This is a genomic window from Methylobacterium sp. AC690 (assembly GCF_979256535.1).
The window spans coordinates 38,224-54,344 of the sequence record NZ_CEEDOX010000003.1; the positions used below are offsets into that span (position 1 = coordinate 38,224).

The window sequence follows — 16,121 nt, forward strand, 5'->3', positions numbered from 1 at the left end:
AACTCCCATGGCATTCGATAACAGCCCCTTCCGGTATGGCGCCCAGCCGACCGGGTATGCCGGCAGCCAGGTCGAGATCGACCAGGGCCTGCGTACCTTCATGCTCGGCGTCTACAACAACATGGTCATCGGCCTCGGGATCTCCGGTCTCGTCGCGCTCGGCCTCAACATGGCCGCCGTCGCGCAGACGGCGACCGGTCGCGTCGCCCTGACGCCCTTCGGCCAGCTACTCTACACCAGCCCGCTGAAGTGGGTCGTCATGCTGGCGCCGCTCGCCTTCATCTTCATCTTCTCGATGCGGATGGACCGGATGTCCGCGTCCTCGGCGCGCATGACCTTCTTCGCCTTCGCGGCGGTGATGGGCGCCTCGATGTCCTCGCTGCTGCTCGTGTTCACGGGCGCGAGCGTGGTGCGGGTGTTCTTCATCACGGCGGCGACCTTCGGCGGTCTCAGCCTCTACGGCTACAGCACCAAGCGTAGCCTGTCGGGCATGGGCTCGTTCCTGGTCATGGGCCTGATCGGCCTGATCATCGCCTCGCTGGTGAACATCTTCCTCGCCTCTTCGGCGCTGCAGTTCGCGATCTCGGTGATCGGCGTGCTGATCTTCGCAGGCCTCACCGCCTACGACACGCAGAAGCTCAAGGAGATGTTCCTCTACAGCGGCGCCGATGCCGAGGGCGCGGCCAAGCTGTCTGTGAACGGCGCCCTGACCCTGTACCTGGACTTCATCAACATGTTCCAGATGCTGCTCTCGCTCCTCGGCGACCGCCGCTAAGCGAACCCAGTCTCTCGGACGCGTGACGCGAAGGCCCCGGCGGATCACCGCCGGGGCCTTTTTGCTGGGTTGAGCATCGGGAGGCGAAACATCGCGTTCGGCGGTTTCGCGCGGCTTCGGGGCGGGACGGTGGACTTATCCGTCGACCGCGACCGGAGGCGCGCCCGAGGCTTGATCCTGTGCGCGCCGGCCCCGTTTCCCCGAACGCTGCTCGGGCCGAAGCCGCGGCGGGGCAGCCAGGCCATGACGGATCCCCTAATCCGGAATGCCGGAAGACTGCGCGGGTCGCCGCTCCCGGCAGGCGAGGAGACCTCGCGCTTCCGGCGTCGATCCTCGGGGCGATCTCTCCGAGCCCATTCACGCGGCGGTGCGGTCAGACCGCCCGTAGCGGCGGCTCCAGGACGGCCAGGACTCGGGCCAGGTCGGTGCCGCGCTTCATCACGAGGCCGGAGGCCGCGACCACGGCGTAGGCGCCCTGGCGCCGGGCGAGCTTGGGGTCCTTCTCGACCCGGTACAGGGGCATTTCCGAGCTGCGCCGGTAGATCGAGAACACCGCCTTGTCGCGCCGGAAATCGAGGGCGTAGTCGCGCCACTCGCCCTGCGATACCATCCGTCCGTAGAGATTGAAGAGGACGCGCAGCTCGGCGCGGTCGAAGGCGATCTGGGGCTGGACCGGCGCGGTCGGGAAGGGGATGACCCGGGCAGCCGCCTCGGGCAATCGCGAATCAGCACCGGTTCTCTCGCTCATCGTCACTCCTGCTGCGGACCGATCCTTCATCATGGTGCCGGGCTTTCCCGGCCGCAAGGGCGGCGATTCGCGCCGGCGCGGGGAAACACATCATCACGATTTCGCCGCCATAAGGCCCAGCGTCGGCCTTGATGAGGCGCGACACCTGTGGCCGAAACTTCGTCGATCCCGTCCCGACGCGGCGTCCGATCTCCACGGCTCCCCAGCTTTTCGGACGGTGCCCGGTTCGGCGGGACCGACACTCCAGAGGTTTCGAGACCCAAGGACTTCAGGCCGCCTCTTCGGAGCGCGGCCCTTTTTTTGGCAGGCGCCGCGGAACGGGTGCCGGCGTCCCCGTCTCCCTGGGTGATCCAGCGCCCGCGACAGAACCCGCGAGACACCCGTGCATTCCTCGCAAGAGGGGCTGACACGACGACAGCGGAGCAACCGAGTGGCACGCTACTTTTTCGATATCCACGATGGGCGGGAGTTCCTCCAGGATTCGATCGGGCAGGACTGCATCGACGGGGACCACATCCGTCGCGAAGCGATGCGCGCCCTGCCGGAGATCGCGCGCGACGCCATTCCCCATCGCGGCGCCGATGCCCAGGCCTTCACGGTCATCGTCCGCAACGCCGACAACGCACCGGTCTACACCGCGACGCTGACCTTCTCGGGTTTGTGGATGAGCCCCCAGGCTCAGCTGGGTGAGCCCACCGACTGAGGGCCGGACGGCGTCGAGACCGTCGAATCGCGGAAGGCCTTGCGCGAAACTTCCGCTCCGCGGAGAAACTCCGTCTATGAAGGGGCGAGTTCATCGCCGGGGACGGGTCGTGGTCAGCTTCGATGCCGAGTTTCGCCAGACGCTCGCGACCCTGTTCGCCTGGCGCCGCGACGTGCGCCGGTTTCGGACCGACCCGGTGGACGAGGCGCTGCTGCGCCGCTGCCTCGATCTCGCGCGCTTCAGTCCCTCCGTGGGCAACAGCCAGCCCTGGCGCTTCGTCCGGGTGGCGGACCCGGCACGTCGGGCCCAGGTGCTCGCCAGCTTCGAGCGCTGCAACGCCGCCGCCGCCGAGGCCTACGCCGCCGAGCAGCGCGAGGCCTATGTCCGCCTGAAGCTCGCCGGCCTGCGCGAGGCCCCCATCCATCTCGCGGTGTTCTGCGACGAGGCCACCGCCACCGGGCACGGCCTCGGGCGCGCGACCATGCCGGAGATGCTGCGCTACTCCGTGGTCACGGCCGTCCAGACCTTCTGGCTCGCCGCCCGGGCCCACGGCCTCGGCGTGGGCTGGGTCTCGATCCTTGAGCCCGGCACGGTCTGCGAGACCCTGGAGGTACCCTGCGCCTGGAGCCTCGTGGCCTATCTCTGCGTCGGCTTCCCCGTGGAGGAACACGAGGACCCGGAACTCGTGCGCCATGGCTGGCAGCAGCGCCTCGACGGCGGAATGCCCCTGATCGAGCGCTGATCTTCCGGGCACTGTCAGAGTCAAGAAAGTCCGAAGGCGAAGCGGACGATTTACAGGGATTCCGGGGGCCGTGCTTTACCGCGCCGGAGGATTCCCGGGTATGACTGCGCCCGAGCACTTCGCTTTACCGGAACGCGAACCTGCCTCCGCCATTGATGGTCGGGCAAACGGTCACGCTTTCGGAGAGACAGGTCATGGTTCGGCACGGCAAGCTTCGCCCTCGCGCGTGGGCTGCGGCAATCCTGGGCGCCGCCCTCGGTGCGGGTCTTCTGGGTGCGCCCGCCCAGGCCCGGGAGGTGGTGGCCTTCCACGACGGCGTGATGCCGGGTTCGATCATCGTGCGCACCGCCGAGCGCCGGCTCTACCTCGTCAACGGTGACGGCACAGCGATCCGCTACCCCGTCGCGGTCGGCAAGCCCGGCAAGCAGTGGAGCGGCGCGACGCAGATCGACGGCAAGTACGTCGAGCCGGCCTGGTCGCCGCCGCGCGAGGTCAAGCGCGACAACCCGCGCCTGCCCGCCGTCATCGCCGGCGGCTCGCCCTCGAACCCGATGGGCGTCGCGGCGATGACCCTGGCCGGTGGCGAGTACGCCATCCACGGTACCAACCGGCCGAACTCGATCGGCACCTACGCGTCCTACGGCTGTATCCGGATGTACAACCAGGACATCACCGACCTCTACGAGCGCGTCTCGGTCGGCACGCAGGTCTACGTCACCCGCTGAGCCTGCAAACCCGCGCGACCGCGGCACGGCCGCGCGGGCCTTCCTCAGAGTTTAGCGCGCCGGCGGCGACGTCGCCTCGACGGCCGTGAAGGCCTCGAGGATGCGGTAGGTGTGCTCGGCGCCCTCGGGCACCAGCCAGGAATCGCCCGGCTCGAGCACCACCGTCTCGCCCTCGACGATCAACTCCGCCCGCCCGGCGATCACGTAGCCGACGGTCTCGTAGGGGCGCTTGGCCATGGGCTTGTCGGCGCTCGGCGATTCGTCGCGCCACATCCGCATCGCGACCACTTGCCCCCGGGCCAGGGCGACCTCGCCATGCGCACCCTCGCCCGCGTTCTTGCTCGAAACCTTGATCGCCATCGTCGTGCTCCCTCCGGTATGTCCGTGGCCGGAACAACGGGAGGGGATCGCCGCCGTTCCGGCGACGAAGTGCCCTCAGAAGTCGACGGCGATGCCCTTGATCTCCCAATCGTCGTAGCGCACCGGCTCCAGGCCGCCCCGGCCCTGGCGCTCCCGCTGTGCCGCGATCTCGGTCGCACGGGCATCGATCGCCGCCCGACGCTCCGCCGCCTCCGCCAGCGCCCGCGCCGCCTCCGGGGTCAGGGTCCGGGCCTCGGCCGGGGCCTCATCCGCAGCGTTTTCCGTCGGTTCCGGGCTGGTCATGGCTTGCATCTCGGTGTCTCGGGTGGAAGGGCATCGCAGGGAGGCCCGCCGCGCACGGGCTCATGGCTTGGCGGGTATTGGCTCGGCGGGCACGGGTTTGGCGGGCACGGGCTCAGCGGGCTCATGAATTAGGAAGTGGCACTCATGACGACACGCCGCAACACGGATGCGCCGATGGCGCCGCTCGATCGCGGCGTCGCCGGGCTCGGCGCCCGTCAGGTCGCGCACGGCGCGGTGGCCGACCTCATCGGCAAGACCCGCGGCTTCGCCCTCGAGGACGCCCTCGCGCAGGCGAGCCGGAATGCCGGCCTCGACGCCGCCGATGCGGGCCTCGCCCGCGCCATCGCCACCGCCACCTTTCGCCGCCTCGGCTTTCTCCGCCGGGTGCTCGCCGCGCGCCTGTCGCAGGGCCTGCCCGACGACCAGCCGCGTCTCGTCGCGCTCCTGGCCACCGGCGCCGTGCAGATCCTCGACCTGAACGTGCCGGACCACGCCGCCGTCGACCTCGGCGTCCGCCTCGCCAAGGCCGATCCGCAACTCCAGCACCTCTCCGGCCTCGTGAACGCGGTCCTGCGTCGGATCGTGCGCGAACGGTCCGAGATCGTGGCCGATCCCGGCGATCCGCTGGCCGACAACACCCCGGACTGGCTCGCCCGCCGCTGGCGCGCCGCCTACGGCGAGGAGACGGCCCGGGCCATCGCGGCGGCTCACCTGCAGGGCGCGGCCCTCGACATCACGGTGCGGGGCTCGGCCGCCGCGTGGGCCGAACGCCTCGGCGGGGTGGCCCTGCCGACGGGCAGCGTGCGCCTGCACGACGTTCATGCCGCCGTCGCGGACCTGCCGGGATACGCCGAGGGCCAGTGGTGGGTGCAGGACGCCGCCGCCGCCCTCCCGGCCCGGCTCCTCGCCGTACAACCCGGAGAGCGCGTCGCCGATCTCTGTGCCGCTCCGGGCGGCAAGACCGCGCAGCTCGCGGCTGCCGGCGCCTCGGTTCTGGCCGTGGACCGGTCCAGCCCGCGCCTGGAGCGCCTGTCGCAGAACTTCGCCCGTCTCGGGCTGGAGGCGGAGATCCGCGTCGGCGATGCCCTGGCGCTGCCCGACGATCTGGCCTTCGATGCCGTCCTGCTCGATGCGCCCTGCTCGGCCACCGGCACGCTGCGCCGCCACCCCGACGTGGCCTGGACCAAGACCGAGAGCGATATCAGCCGCTTGATCGGGCTGCAGAAGCGTTTGTTCGACAAGGCCGCCGCCCTGGTGCGCCCCGGCGGACGCCTCGTCTACTGCACCTGTTCCCTCGAGCGGGAGGAGGGGGAGTATCAGGTCGCGACCTTCCTCACCCGCAACCCCGCGTTCGAACGCGTCCCCGTCGAGGCCGCTGAACTCGGCGGCCTGTCGGAGCCGATCGACGCCGCGGGCGACCTGCGGACGCTGCCTGCCCACCTCGACGGCGCCACGCCGGAGCGACTCGGCGGCCTCGACGGCTTCTTCGCAAGCCGGCTGCGCCGAAAGACCTGAGCGATGCGCGCGGTCCGGTTCGGAGGCGCCCGTCACGGATTGGCATCGGTCCTGGTCCTGCTCGCAGCGCTCGCCGCGGGCGCGATGCCCGCCCGGGCGCAGGTCGATCCCCGCATCCTGCCGCTGCGGCCGGCCTACGCGCGCAATCCCACCTGCGCGCCGGTCGCGACCAGCATTCCCTTCGCGGCGCACGAGGGAACGCGCGACGTCGGACTGTCGCCGTCCCCGCGCGAGATGCCCCTGAACCAGGGCGAGAGCGCCATCTGCTTCGCCTACGCCACCGCCGACATGATCTCGCATCGGCTGGGGCGCCAGATCGCCCCCCTCGACGTCGCCACGAAATACTATTTCGCCGATCCCGAGCGCCTGACGGCCATTCCGGCCCTCCGCGAGCACCTGAAGGCGCATCCGAACTGGCGCGCCGACATCGCCTGGAGCCGCAACGCCGCCGAGATGTCGAGTCTCGGGAATCCGAAGCTGCTGCCCTATTTCGACAAGATCGAGGGGGGCGAGGAGGATACGGCCGCGCTCCTCTACAACATCGATGGCCTGTGCGAGGACCGCGACCTGCCGTCCAACGACGGCTACCGCTACGCCGCGCCGACCCTGCATCGCCTGCGCTATCGCAGCCGCCTGGCGCCCCGGCCGATGAGCTTCCGCAGCCTCGCGGGCACGGTCCCGCACCTTCGGCATCCGCGGACCGACACCTTCAATGCGGGCTGGATCGCCCATGTGGATGCCCGCTGTCGACGGGCCAGCCTGCCGGTGCCTCTGCTGCCGGTCTCCTATCGGGTGGCAGCCAATCAGGCCGAGTTCGTCGAGATGCGGGATTCCGGGACGCCGCCGAGCCCGCGGGCGATCAGCCGGATCCTGGCGATGATCGATTACGCCCTGGACCACCGCCGCGTGCCCACCATCGGCTACAGCTGGTACCTCCTGGAGGACCGCGATCCCAAGGACCCGGACCTGCACGCGGATCACGCCAGTCCCGTGATCGGGCGGCGAAGGATCGGCGGTCGCTGCCAGTACCGGGTGCAGGACAACACCGGCGAGTACTGCGCCCGCATGCGATCGGGCATGCGCGAGGCCTGCGAGAATGGCCGCGTCTGGGTCGACGAGGAGGCCCTGCGCCGCACCCTCTACAGTGTCACGTACCTGCGCTGAGCTGAGCGCCGACGCGGTCTTCGTTCGGGGCGGAAACAAACGACAGCCTTGGCCGTTGCCCCGTTAACCATGAGGGAGCCGAATATGTCGTCACGCTGGATGACCCTGCAGGACATCGCCGAGTCCCGCAGCATCAGTCTCGATCAGGCACGCCGCTGGGTCGATGCCGAGCATTGCCCGCGGGTCTTCCGCGCCGAGACCACGCTCTACCTCGTCTGAGACCGTCCGGGTCTCAGAGCAGGCGCCGGTCGAGCCTGAGGATGCGACAGGGGTCGCCGGCCTTGGCGGCCGGTGCATGGGGCGCGCGGATGAGCAGCGCTTCGGCCGAACCCAGGATGAAGAGCATCGAGGAATCCTGGCGGTTCTCGGGATGGACCACCGGGATGCGGTCGGGCCCCGTCTCGATCCGCGACCGGAGATAGTCCTGGCGCAGGTCGTTCTCGGGCAGATCGCTGCCGAGGATGGCCGGTTCGGACAGATCCGCGGACGCGCGCGGATCCCCCAGCAGGGCCCGGATCGCCGGGACCACGAACAGCAGCCCGCAGACCACCGAGGCCACCGGATTGCCCGGCAGTCCCAGAACGGCCATCCGGCCGAGGCGACCGTGCATCAACGGTTTGCCGGGCCGGAGCGCGACGCGCCAGAAACCGAGTTCGAGACCGCGGGTGGTCAGGGCCGATTGCACGAGGTCATGGTCGCCGACCGAGGCCCCTCCCAGCGTGATCAAAAGATCCGCATCGGCCGCCACCGCGCGCAGGATCGCGTCGTCGAGGGCCGCGAGCGTGTCGCCGGCGATCCCGAGATCGATGGCGTCCGCCCCGACCTCCCGGACCAGGGCCGCGACGGCGAGCCCGTTCGAAGCGACGATCTGGTCCCAGCGCGCCGGTTCCCCGGGCGCCACCAACTCGTCCCCCGTGGCCAGGATGGCCACCCGTGGGCGCCGCCGGACCGGGAGTGCGCCGTGCCCCCCGGCAGCCGCGAGGGCGATGCGGCGCGAATCCAGCACGTCACCGGCGGCGAGCAGGCGATCGTCCCTCCGGAAATCGAGGCCGCTCGGGCGGATGAAGCGACCCGCCGGTACGGGGTCGCGTCCGGTCACGCGGTCGGATGTCGCCTCGGCGTTCTCCTGGATCAGGATGGCGTCGGCCCCCTCCGGCACCGGCGCACCGGTGAAGATCCGCACGGCCTCACCGCGTCCCAGCACGCCGGCGAACCCGTGGCCGGCGGCGCTGCTGCCGATGAGCCGCAGGGTCGCGGGTGCTTCGGCGAGGTCGGCACTGTGGACCGCGTAACCGTCCATGGCCGAGGCCGGGAATGGCGGTTGCGTCCGGGTCGCCCGCACATCCGCCGCGAGCGTACGCCCGGCGGCCTGCCCGATCGGGACGGTCTCCGTCTCGACCGGTCCCGGAATGGATTGCAGGATGCGCGCCAGCGCCTCGGCGACCGGGATCATGCCCCCGGACCGCGATTTCTTCGAAGACATGCCGCTCAAGCGTGATCCTCGGCGCGATAGGCGCCGGAGCGGCCCCCATCCTTGGCGAGCAGCCGGATCCCCTCGATGCGCATGCCGCGATCGGCCGCCTTCACCATGTCGTAGATGGTCAGGCAGGCCACCGAGACCGCGGTCAGCGCCTCCATCTCCACGCCGGTCGGGCCCAGCACCTTCACCTCCGCGGTGACCCGAAGGCCCGGAAGGCTGTCATCGGGCTCGCAATCGACGCGGACCTTCGCGAGCAGGAGGGGATGGCAGAGGGGAATGAGCTCGTGGGTGCGCTTCGAGGCCATGATCCCGGCGAGACGGGCCGTGCCGATGACGTCGCCCTTCTTGGCGTCGCCTTCCCGGATCAGCCGCAAGGTCTCGGGCAGCATGACCACCGAACCGGTGGCCCGCGCCGTGCGCGTGGTCGCGTCCTTCTCCGAGACATCGACCATGTTGGCCGCGCCGGAGGCGTCCAGGTGAGTGAGTTCGGCCATCGCTGCGCTCAGGCTTTCGCGTCGCCGAAGAGCAGGCGGCGGGTTGCGGCGGTGACGTCGGCCTCGCGCATCAGGCTCTCGCCGACCAGGATGGTATCGAGACCGTTCTCGGCCAGCCGGACCACGTCGGCATGCCCGGCGATGCCGCTCTCGGCCACGGCGATGCGGTCGGCCGGCACGCCCTCGGCGAGGCGGATCGCCGTCTCGAACGAGACCTCGAAGGTCTTGAGGTTGCGGTTGTTGATGCCCACCAGCCGTGTACCGAGGGGCAGGGCCCGGGCCAACTCCTCGGCATCGTGGACCTCGACCAGCACGTCCATGCCGAGGTCGTGGGCCGTCTCCACCAGGGCGGCGGCCTCCTCGTCGTCGAGGCAGGCCATGATCACGAGGATGCAATCGGCGCCCCAGGCCCGCGCCTCGAACACCTGGTAGGGCTCGAACAGGAAGTCCTTGCGCAGGACCGGCAGGGCGCAGGCCGCGCGCGCTTCGGTGAGGTACTCGGGCTTGCCCTGGAACGAGGGCGTGTCCGTGAGGACCGAGAGGCAGGTGGCGCCGCCGGCCTCGTAGGCCGCGGCCAGGATCGCAGGATCGAAGTCGGCGCGGATCAGGCCCTTCGAGGGCGAGGCCTTCTTCACCTCGGCGATCAGCGCGGGACGCTTCTGCGCGATGTGCGCCGCGATGGCATCGGCAAAGCCGCGCGGTGCCGTGACATCGGCGATGCGCTTCTCGAGCTTCGTCTGCGGCACCCGCAGCTTCGCCTCGGCGATCTCGCGCCGCTTGTAGGTCTCGATGCGGGCGAGCACGTCCTTGCGCTCGGCCGGAGCGATCTCGGGGACAAAGCCGGGTTTCGATTTGGACTCGGACGTGGGCTCGGACATGACGGGCTTTCAGGCGTTCGAGCGAAGGTTCGAGAGACGGACCAGCGTCTGTAGTGTGGCGCGCGCAGCGCCGCTGTCGAGGGCCTGCGCCGCCCGGGCGACGCCGTCGGCGAGCGCGTGTGCCGCCTCGGCCACGACGAGGGCGGCCCCGGCATTCAGCACGGCGATGTCGCGATACGCGTTCCGCGCCCCGTCGAGGACGTCGGCCAGCGCCGCGGCGTTGTGCGCCGGATCGCCGCCGCGCAGGGCGTCCAGGCTGTGTAGGGGCAACCCGACATCGCGCGGATCGATGGTGAATTGCGAGACCCGGCCCCCCTCCAGGGCCACCACGGCCGTGGGACCGGTGACGGTGATCTCGTCGAGGCCGTCGCTGCCGTGAACGGTCCAGACCCGCTCGCTGCCGAGCTCGGACAGCACGCCCGTCAGCGGCTCGGCCCAGGCGGGCGACGAGACGCCGAAGAGCTGGCGCCGGACGCCGGCCGGATTGGCCAGGGGGCCGAGCATGTTGAAGATCGTGCGCGTCGGGAGCTCGGCCCGCACGGGCGCCACGTGGCGCATGGCGGCGTGGTGCGTCTGCGCGAACATGAAGCACAGGCCCGCTTCGGCCAGGCAGAGGCTCAGCTCGTCCGGGGCGAGCCCGATGCGCACGCCGAGGGCCGCGAGCACGTCGGCCGCCCCGGAGCGCGAGGTGGCGGCGCGATTGCCGTGCTTGGCCACGGGGACGCCGCAGGCGGCCGTCACGATCGCCGCCAGGGTCGAGACGTTGTAGCTGCCGGAATGATCGCCGCCGGTGCCCACGACGTCGACGGCCCCGGGAACGCTGCGCACCGGCAGCATCCGGGCGCGCATGGCCTCCACCGCCCCGACGATCTCGTCCGGCGCCTCGCCGCGGACCTTCAGGGCCATCAGGAAGGCGCTGGCCTGGACCGGGGTCACCTCGCCCGACAGGAGGTCGTCGAAGGCCCGGCGGGCCTCGTCGCGCGTGAGACTCGCACCCGTAGCGACCTTCGCGAGGAGGGGTTTGAAGGATTCCATGGGTCTCGGGCGTGAAGATCCGGCGCGGGAGGCCGGGATTGTTCCTGACGAGCGACAGGCTTCGTCAATGCACGCCGTCGCGGCCCTTGTCACGCGTTGCGTTCCAGGCCGCCGCGATGTCGAGGAAATTGCGCAGGATCTGCGAACCGTGGTGCGAGAGGATGCTCTCGGGGTGGAACTGGACCCCGTGCACGGGCAGATGCGCGTGCTGCAGCCCCATGATCAGGCCGTCGGCCTCCGCCGTCACGGTCAGGTCCGTCGGACAGCCGCCGCGCTCCACCACCAGGGAATGATAGCGCGTCGCATCGAAGGGCCCGTTCAGACCGCGGAAGATGCCGGAGGCCCGGTGCTGGATGCTGGAGACCTTGCCGTGCATCGGTGCCGGGGCCCGCACGACGTCTCCGCCGAAAGCCTGCCCGATGGCCTGGAGCCCGAGACAGACGCCGAAGATCGGGATCTCGGCCGAGAGGTCCTTGACCACGTCGAGGCAGATGCCGGCCTCGTTCGGCGAACACGGTCCGGGCGACAGCACCACGGCGTCGGGCCGACGGGCACGGATCTCCGCGGTGGTGATGGCGTCGTTGCGCACCACGTCGATCGAACCGCAGAGGGGGCCGATCAGGTGGACGAGATTCCAGGTGAAGGAATCGTAGTTGTCGATGACGAGGACGTCGGACATGGGCGGCTCACGCGCAGGCATGGAAGCGGTTTGACCGGACTCCCGCGAGGGGTCAACACATCCGGGGTCGACGCATCCATGTCGACGGATCGGGGTCGCCCCCGCCCGCACCGGGCGCTACTGCCCCCGCCGGGCCCGGCTCGCGAACAGCACCGCATCCTCGGCCGCCCGGAACAGGGCCTTGGCCTTGTTGACGCATTCCTGCTGCTCGGAGGCCGGGTCGGAATCGTAGACGATGCCCGCGCCGGCCTGCACGTGCATGCGGCCGTCCTTCACCAGGGCTGTGCGGAGCACGATGCAGGTGTCCATCTCGCCGCGCGCGCCGAAATAGCCGATGCAGCCGCCGTAGGGGCCGCGCTTCTCGTGCTCGAGCTCGTCGATGATCTCCATGGCCCGCACTTTCGGGGCACCGGAGACGGTTCCGGCCGGAAAGCCGGCGGCGAGGGCCGCGAGCGCATCGTGCTTCGGGTCGAGGTCGCCCTCGACGTTCGAGACGATGTGCATGACCTGGCTGTAGAATTCGAGGAAGAACGAACCCGTGACCGTGACGCTGCCGATCCGCGCGACGCGGCCGACGTCGTTGCGGCCGAGGTCGAGCAGCATGAGGTGCTCGGAGCGCTCCTTCGGATCGGCCAGCAGTTCCTCGGCCAGCGCCTTGTCCTCGGCGGGCGTGGCGCCGCGCCGACGCGTGCCGGCGATCGGCCGGATCGTGACGCGATCGTCACGGACCCGAACCAGGATTTCCGGCGAGGAGCAGACGAGCTGAAACGCCTCGAAATCGAGGTAGCACAGGAACGGCGCCGGGTTGGTCCGGCGCAGCGACCGGTACAGGGCGAGGGCCGGCAGGGTGAAGGGCGCCTCGAAGCGCTGCGACAGCACGACCTGGAAGACGTCGCCGGCGACGATGTACTCCTTGGCCCGGGCGACCATCCCCAGGTATTCGTCCGGTGTGGTGTTCGAAACGGGCTCGGGATGCGCGATGGCGCGCGGGTCGATCCGCGCCTCGACGGGGAGGGGGCCTTCGAGGATCTCGGCCACCCGCTCCAGCCGAGCCAGGGTCGCCTCGTAGGCGGCGCGTGCGCCGACCCCGGCGGCCGGGCGGACCGGGCCGACCACGGTGATCAGGTCGCGAACCGAGTCGAAGACCACCATCAGGCGCGGTCGCACGAGGATCGCGTCCGGCACGCCGAGCGGATCGGGGTTCGGGCGACCGAGGGTTTCCATGGCCCGGACCATGTCGTAGCCGAGGTAGCCGAACAGGCCGGCCGCCATCGGCGGCAGCACCTCCGCGTCGCGCTCCGCGCCGATCGCGCTCTCGGCGATCAGGTCCCGCAGGCTCGCCAGGGGCGCCGCTGCCTCGGGCGCGAAGACCGACAGGTCGGGACCGCGCGCGATCTCCGCCCGGCCCTCGCGGCAGCGCCAGGCCAGGTCGGGGTCGAGCCCGATCATCGAGTAGCGTCCGCGGACGACGCCGCCCTCGACCGATTCGAGCAGGAAGGCCGTGCCGGAATGCTGCGCCCGCAGCTTCAGGAAGGCGGCGACGGGCGTTTCGAGGTCCGCCACCAGGGTGATGTTGAGGAGGGTGGGACGACCCGCCTCGTAGGCTTCGACGAAGGCCGTGAAGGCGGAGTCCTCAGACATCGTCGGCTCAGTACTCGCCGCCGCCGATCGCCCGGCGGAAGGCCGCCTGGTTGATGGTCACGCCCACCGAGGTCTGCACGTCGCCGATGTACTGGCCCAGGACATCGTCGGCGATGGTGGGCTGGAAGCGCTTGGTAATCGCCTCGTCCTCCGGCGAGCCGGGAACGAAGGCGGGCATCGTCGCAGCGGTGACCTTGAACAGGGCGCGACTCTCGCCGGCCTCGGCGGAGGCCGACTTCTCGACCGCCGTCGCGAAGACGCGGTTGACCACCTCGGCCGTCAGATCGCCCTGGGCCTGGTTGCGGGCCAGGTCGGTGAGGGTCTGGACGTTCAGGCCCGCTTCCGCCGCGAGGGCCTCGACGGTCTCGCCCTTGTCGAGGCGCGCCGACAGCTCCTTGGCCTTGGCGAGGAGGCGGCTCTGGACCTCGGCGGCGCGCCAGCGGGCGACGACCTCGTCGCGCACCTCGTCGAGGGGCTTGTCATGGGCCCGGTCGATGCCGGTCACGTCGTACCAGACGTATCCCCCGGTCTTGGTGCGCAGGGGCTCGTTGTCGCCGCCCATCTCGGCCCGGAACAGGGCGGTCAGGGTGGTGTCGCGATCCGGGATGCCCTCGACGGTCTTGCCCGCGGGATCGAGGCCCTGCGCGGTGACGGCCGGGATGGTCGTCAGCGGCAGGTCGCGCTCCTTGGCGATGTCGGCCAGGGGCTTCGAGTTGGCGCGCTGGTCCTCGATCGCGTCGTGCGTCGTGTCGAGGCCGCTGTTGGCGCGCTCCAGGGCGATGGTCTTGGCGATGTCCGCGGAGACGTCGGCCAGCGGCTTCACCGTCTCCGGCGCGATGGCGGTGACACGCAGGAGAACGGTGCCGAAGCGGCCCTTCACCGGTGCGCTCACCGTGTTCAGCGGCAGGCTGAAGGCCGCATCCGCCACGGCGGGATCGAACAGCTCCGCCTTCGACAGCGTCCCGAGCGAGAGGTTCTTCGCATCGGCGCCGGTCTCGGCGGCGGCCGTCTCGAACGGCTTCTCACCGGCCTCGATCGCCTTGCGGGCCGCCTCGGCGGCGGCCTGATCCGGGAAGACGATCTGCTGGATCGTGCGACGCTCCGGCGTCCCGTAGCGCGCCTTCTCGGACTCGTAGCGCTGGGCGATCTCCTCGGCGGTCACGGCCTCCGGCTTGGCCATCGCCTGCGGGTCCAGGACCAGCAGGGTGACGGCGCGGGCTTCCGGCGCGCGGAAGGCGAACTTGTTGTCCTCGTAATACGCCTTCACCGCCTCCTCGGAGGGGGCCGGGATGTCCCCCGCCACGGAGGGCGGCAGCATCATCAGGGCGACCGAACGGCGCTCGGTGGTGTAGCGGTGCACCGCCTCGCGCAGCGCCTCGGGGACATGCAGGTCGGCGGCGACCGCCTCGGCGAGCTGCAGGCGGGCGGCGACCGAGCGCTGCTCGCGCACGAAGGTCGCCTCGTTGATGCCGGCCCGCTGGAGCGTCTGGTAGAACAGGGCGGGATCGAACTTGCCGTCGGCGCCCTGGAAGCTCTTCTCCTCCTGGATCGCGCGCAGCACGGCCGCATCGGGGATGCTCAGGCCGAGGGCCGCGGTCTGCTGGTCGAGGGAGGCTTCGCTCACGAGCTGCGCCAGGACCTGACGGTCGATGCCGAGCGCCCGCGCCTGGTCGGGCGTCAGGGTGCGGCGGGTCTGGCTCTGGTAGCGCTGGAGCTGGTTCTGATAGGCGCTGCGCACGGTCTCGGCGGAGATCTGCGCCCGGCCCACGGTGGCCACGCTGGTGGACGAGCCCGCCCGGAAGAACTCCTCGACACCGAAGATCGCCACGCCGGCGATCAGGAAGGTGAAGACCACCGTGAGGATGATCTTGCCGAGCCAGTGCTGGCTGGCCTTGCGCATGTTCTGCAGCATCGAACGTCCGGGTACCCGTCGCGTGGGCGCCGGAAGCGCCCCGTCATTCCTGGGAAGGTCGCCCGCGATAGACCATCCGCGCTGTCACCGCAAAGGGCGTTCGCGGTTTGCGCCCTTCCTGAGGCTCTGTTAGGGCCGGCGCGACCGCGAAGCGAAGCCATATCAGCGAGGAACGGGATGACGAAGTCGGGGCGACGGCCGCTGGTTGCCGGCAACTGGAAGATGAACGGCCTGCGCAGCTCTGTCGCCGTCGTGGAGGCCGTGCGGAGCGGCCTGACCGCGGCGTTGCTCGACACGGTCGACGTCCTCATCTGCCCGCCCTCCACGCTGATCGCGTCCTGCGTCGCCGCCGCCTACGGCTCGCCGATCGCCATCGGCGGCCAGAACCTGCACGCCAAGCCGAACGGCGCCTTCACCGGCAGCATCTCGGCGGAGATGCTGGCCGATCTCGGCGCCACCTACGTCATCGTCGGCCATTCCGAGCGCCGGGCCTACCACCACGAGACCGATGACGGCGTCCACGCCAAGGCGCTGGCGGCCCGCCGCGCGGGTCTCTGCGGCATCATCTGCGTCGGCGAGACCAAGGAAGAGCGCGAGGAGGGCCGGACCCTCGACATCGTTCGCGCGCAGCTCGCGATCGGCGTGCCGAAGGGCGCCTCCGCCAAGGACACCGTCATCGCCTACGAGCCGGTCTGGGCGATCGGCACCGGCCTGACGCCGACCCCGGCCGACATCGCCGAGGTTCACGCCTCGCTGCGCGAGATGCTCGGCCAGCTCATCGGCGCCGAGGCACAGGCGGTGCGCATCCTCTATGGCGGCTCCGTCAAGCCGAGCAACGCCCGCGAGCTGATGGCGGTGGAGAACGTCGACGGCGCCTTGGTGGGCGGCGCCAGCCTGGTGGCCGACGACTTCCTCGGCATCGCCCGCGCCTACCTGCGCTAGGGATCGGGCCCGGACAGTCCACTGC

General features: G+C 70.5%; 18 protein-coding genes. 8 read left to right on the top strand and 10 right to left on the bottom strand.

Going from position 1 to position 16,121, the window contains the following annotated elements; all coding sequences use genetic code 11:
• The first annotated feature begins 7 nt into the window (after positions 1 to 7).
• Positions 8 to 775 carry a Bax inhibitor-1/YccA family protein gene (locus AC0IY1_RS04285; protein ID WP_055955341.1) on the top strand — a complete coding sequence of 256 codons (768 nt, stop codon included), beginning with the start codon at positions 8 to 10 and terminating at the stop codon, positions 773 to 775.
• A gap of 373 nt (positions 776 to 1,148) precedes the next feature.
• On the opposite strand, the gene AC0IY1_RS04290 is transcribed toward AC0IY1_RS04285, so the two are convergent.
• Positions 1,149 to 1,523: a DUF2794 domain-containing protein gene (locus AC0IY1_RS04290; RefSeq protein WP_055955339.1), complete on the bottom strand. Its 375-nt coding sequence runs from the start codon at positions 1,521 to 1,523 to the stop codon at positions 1,149 to 1,151.
• 430 nt (positions 1,524 to 1,953) lie between these two features.
• Between AC0IY1_RS04290 and AC0IY1_RS04295 the strand changes: the two genes are divergently transcribed.
• The 3 genes from AC0IY1_RS04295 to AC0IY1_RS04305 all read left to right on the top strand — a co-directional run bounded on the left by AC0IY1_RS04295 (position 1,954) and on the right by AC0IY1_RS04305 (position 3,693).
• Entirely contained in the window at positions 1,954 to 2,226 is a 273-nt protein-coding gene (locus AC0IY1_RS04295; RefSeq protein WP_055955336.1) for a DUF6894 family protein, read from the top strand.
• 76 nt (positions 2,227 to 2,302) lie between these two features.
• The gene (bluB, locus tag AC0IY1_RS04300) at positions 2,303 to 2,968 is read left to right on the top strand and encodes a 5,6-dimethylbenzimidazole synthase (protein ID WP_055955333.1); all 666 of its coding nucleotides are present in this window, start codon (positions 2,303 to 2,305) and stop codon (positions 2,966 to 2,968) included.
• 194 nt (positions 2,969 to 3,162) lie between these two features.
• On the top strand, positions 3,163 to 3,693 hold the full coding sequence (locus tag AC0IY1_RS04305; protein WP_055955329.1) for a L,D-transpeptidase: 531 nt from the start codon (positions 3,163 to 3,165) through the stop codon (positions 3,691 to 3,693).
• A gap of 51 nt (positions 3,694 to 3,744) precedes the next feature.
• On the opposite strand, the gene AC0IY1_RS04310 is transcribed toward AC0IY1_RS04305, so the two are convergent.
• On the bottom strand, positions 3,745 to 4,053 hold the full coding sequence (locus tag AC0IY1_RS04310) for a cupin domain-containing protein (RefSeq protein WP_055955326.1): 309 nt from the start codon (positions 4,051 to 4,053) through the stop codon (positions 3,745 to 3,747).
• 75 nt (positions 4,054 to 4,128) lie between these two features.
• Positions 4,129 to 4,356: a DUF1674 domain-containing protein gene (locus AC0IY1_RS04315; RefSeq protein WP_055955498.1), complete on the bottom strand. Its 228-nt coding sequence runs from the start codon at positions 4,354 to 4,356 to the stop codon at positions 4,129 to 4,131.
• A 144-nt stretch (positions 4,357 to 4,500) separates the two neighbouring features.
• On the opposite strand from AC0IY1_RS04315, the gene AC0IY1_RS04320 reads away from it, so the two are divergent.
• The 3 genes from AC0IY1_RS04320 to AC0IY1_RS04330 all read left to right on the top strand — a co-directional run bounded on the left by AC0IY1_RS04320 (position 4,501) and on the right by AC0IY1_RS04330 (position 7,254).
• Complete coding sequence (locus tag AC0IY1_RS04320; RefSeq protein ID WP_082513146.1) at positions 4,501 to 5,871, top strand: RsmB/NOP family class I SAM-dependent RNA methyltransferase; 1,371 nt, start codon at positions 4,501 to 4,503, stop codon at positions 5,869 to 5,871.
• 3 nt (positions 5,872 to 5,874) lie between these two features.
• Positions 5,875 to 7,035, top strand: coding sequence for a hypothetical protein (locus tag AC0IY1_RS04325; RefSeq protein WP_055955323.1), 1,161 nt, complete (start codon positions 5,875 to 5,877; stop codon positions 7,033 to 7,035).
• Between the two features lie 84 nt (positions 7,036 to 7,119).
• Positions 7,120 to 7,254, top strand: a complete 135-nt coding sequence (locus AC0IY1_RS04330) for a hypothetical protein (protein WP_471767995.1) — start codon at positions 7,120 to 7,122, stop codon at positions 7,252 to 7,254.
• Between the two features lie 13 nt (positions 7,255 to 7,267).
• Here AC0IY1_RS04330 and AC0IY1_RS04335 read toward each other — a convergent pair whose 3' ends face one another.
• The 7 genes from AC0IY1_RS04335 to AC0IY1_RS04365 all read right to left on the bottom strand — a co-directional run bounded on the left by AC0IY1_RS04335 (position 7,268) and on the right by AC0IY1_RS04365 (position 15,154).
• Entirely contained in the window at positions 7,268 to 8,518 is a 1,251-nt protein-coding gene (locus AC0IY1_RS04335; protein WP_055955320.1) for a molybdopterin molybdotransferase MoeA, read from the bottom strand.
• 5 nt (positions 8,519 to 8,523) lie between these two features.
• Positions 8,524 to 9,009, bottom strand: coding sequence for a cyclic pyranopterin monophosphate synthase MoaC (moaC, locus tag AC0IY1_RS04340; RefSeq protein WP_055955316.1), 486 nt, complete (start codon positions 9,007 to 9,009; stop codon positions 8,524 to 8,526).
• An 8-nt stretch (positions 9,010 to 9,017) separates the two neighbouring features.
• A complete protein-coding gene (trpC, locus tag AC0IY1_RS04345) occupies positions 9,018 to 9,887 on the bottom strand; it encodes an indole-3-glycerol phosphate synthase TrpC (protein WP_082513145.1) in 870 nt (289 codons plus the stop codon).
• A 9-nt stretch (positions 9,888 to 9,896) separates the two neighbouring features.
• On the bottom strand, positions 9,897 to 10,922 hold the full coding sequence (trpD, locus tag AC0IY1_RS04350; RefSeq protein WP_055955312.1) for an anthranilate phosphoribosyltransferase: 1,026 nt from the start codon (positions 10,920 to 10,922) through the stop codon (positions 9,897 to 9,899).
• Between the two features lie 64 nt (positions 10,923 to 10,986).
• Entirely contained in the window at positions 10,987 to 11,601 is a 615-nt protein-coding gene (locus tag AC0IY1_RS04355) for an anthranilate synthase component II (protein WP_055955309.1), read from the bottom strand.
• A gap of 117 nt (positions 11,602 to 11,718) precedes the next feature.
• The gene (gene trpE, locus AC0IY1_RS04360; protein ID WP_055955306.1) at positions 11,719 to 13,242 is read right to left on the bottom strand and encodes an anthranilate synthase component I; all 1,524 of its coding nucleotides are present in this window, start codon (positions 13,240 to 13,242) and stop codon (positions 11,719 to 11,721) included.
• Positions 13,243 to 13,249: 7 nt separating this feature from the next.
• Complete coding sequence (locus AC0IY1_RS04365) at positions 13,250 to 15,154, bottom strand: peptidylprolyl isomerase (RefSeq protein ID WP_055955303.1); 1,905 nt, start codon at positions 15,152 to 15,154, stop codon at positions 13,250 to 13,252.
• A gap of 177 nt (positions 15,155 to 15,331) precedes the next feature.
• Between AC0IY1_RS04365 and tpiA the strand changes: the two genes are divergently transcribed.
• A complete protein-coding gene (gene tpiA, locus AC0IY1_RS04370) occupies positions 15,332 to 16,096 on the top strand; it encodes a triose-phosphate isomerase (RefSeq protein ID WP_055955300.1) in 765 nt (254 codons plus the stop codon).
• Positions 16,097 to 16,121: the final 25 nt, after the last annotated feature.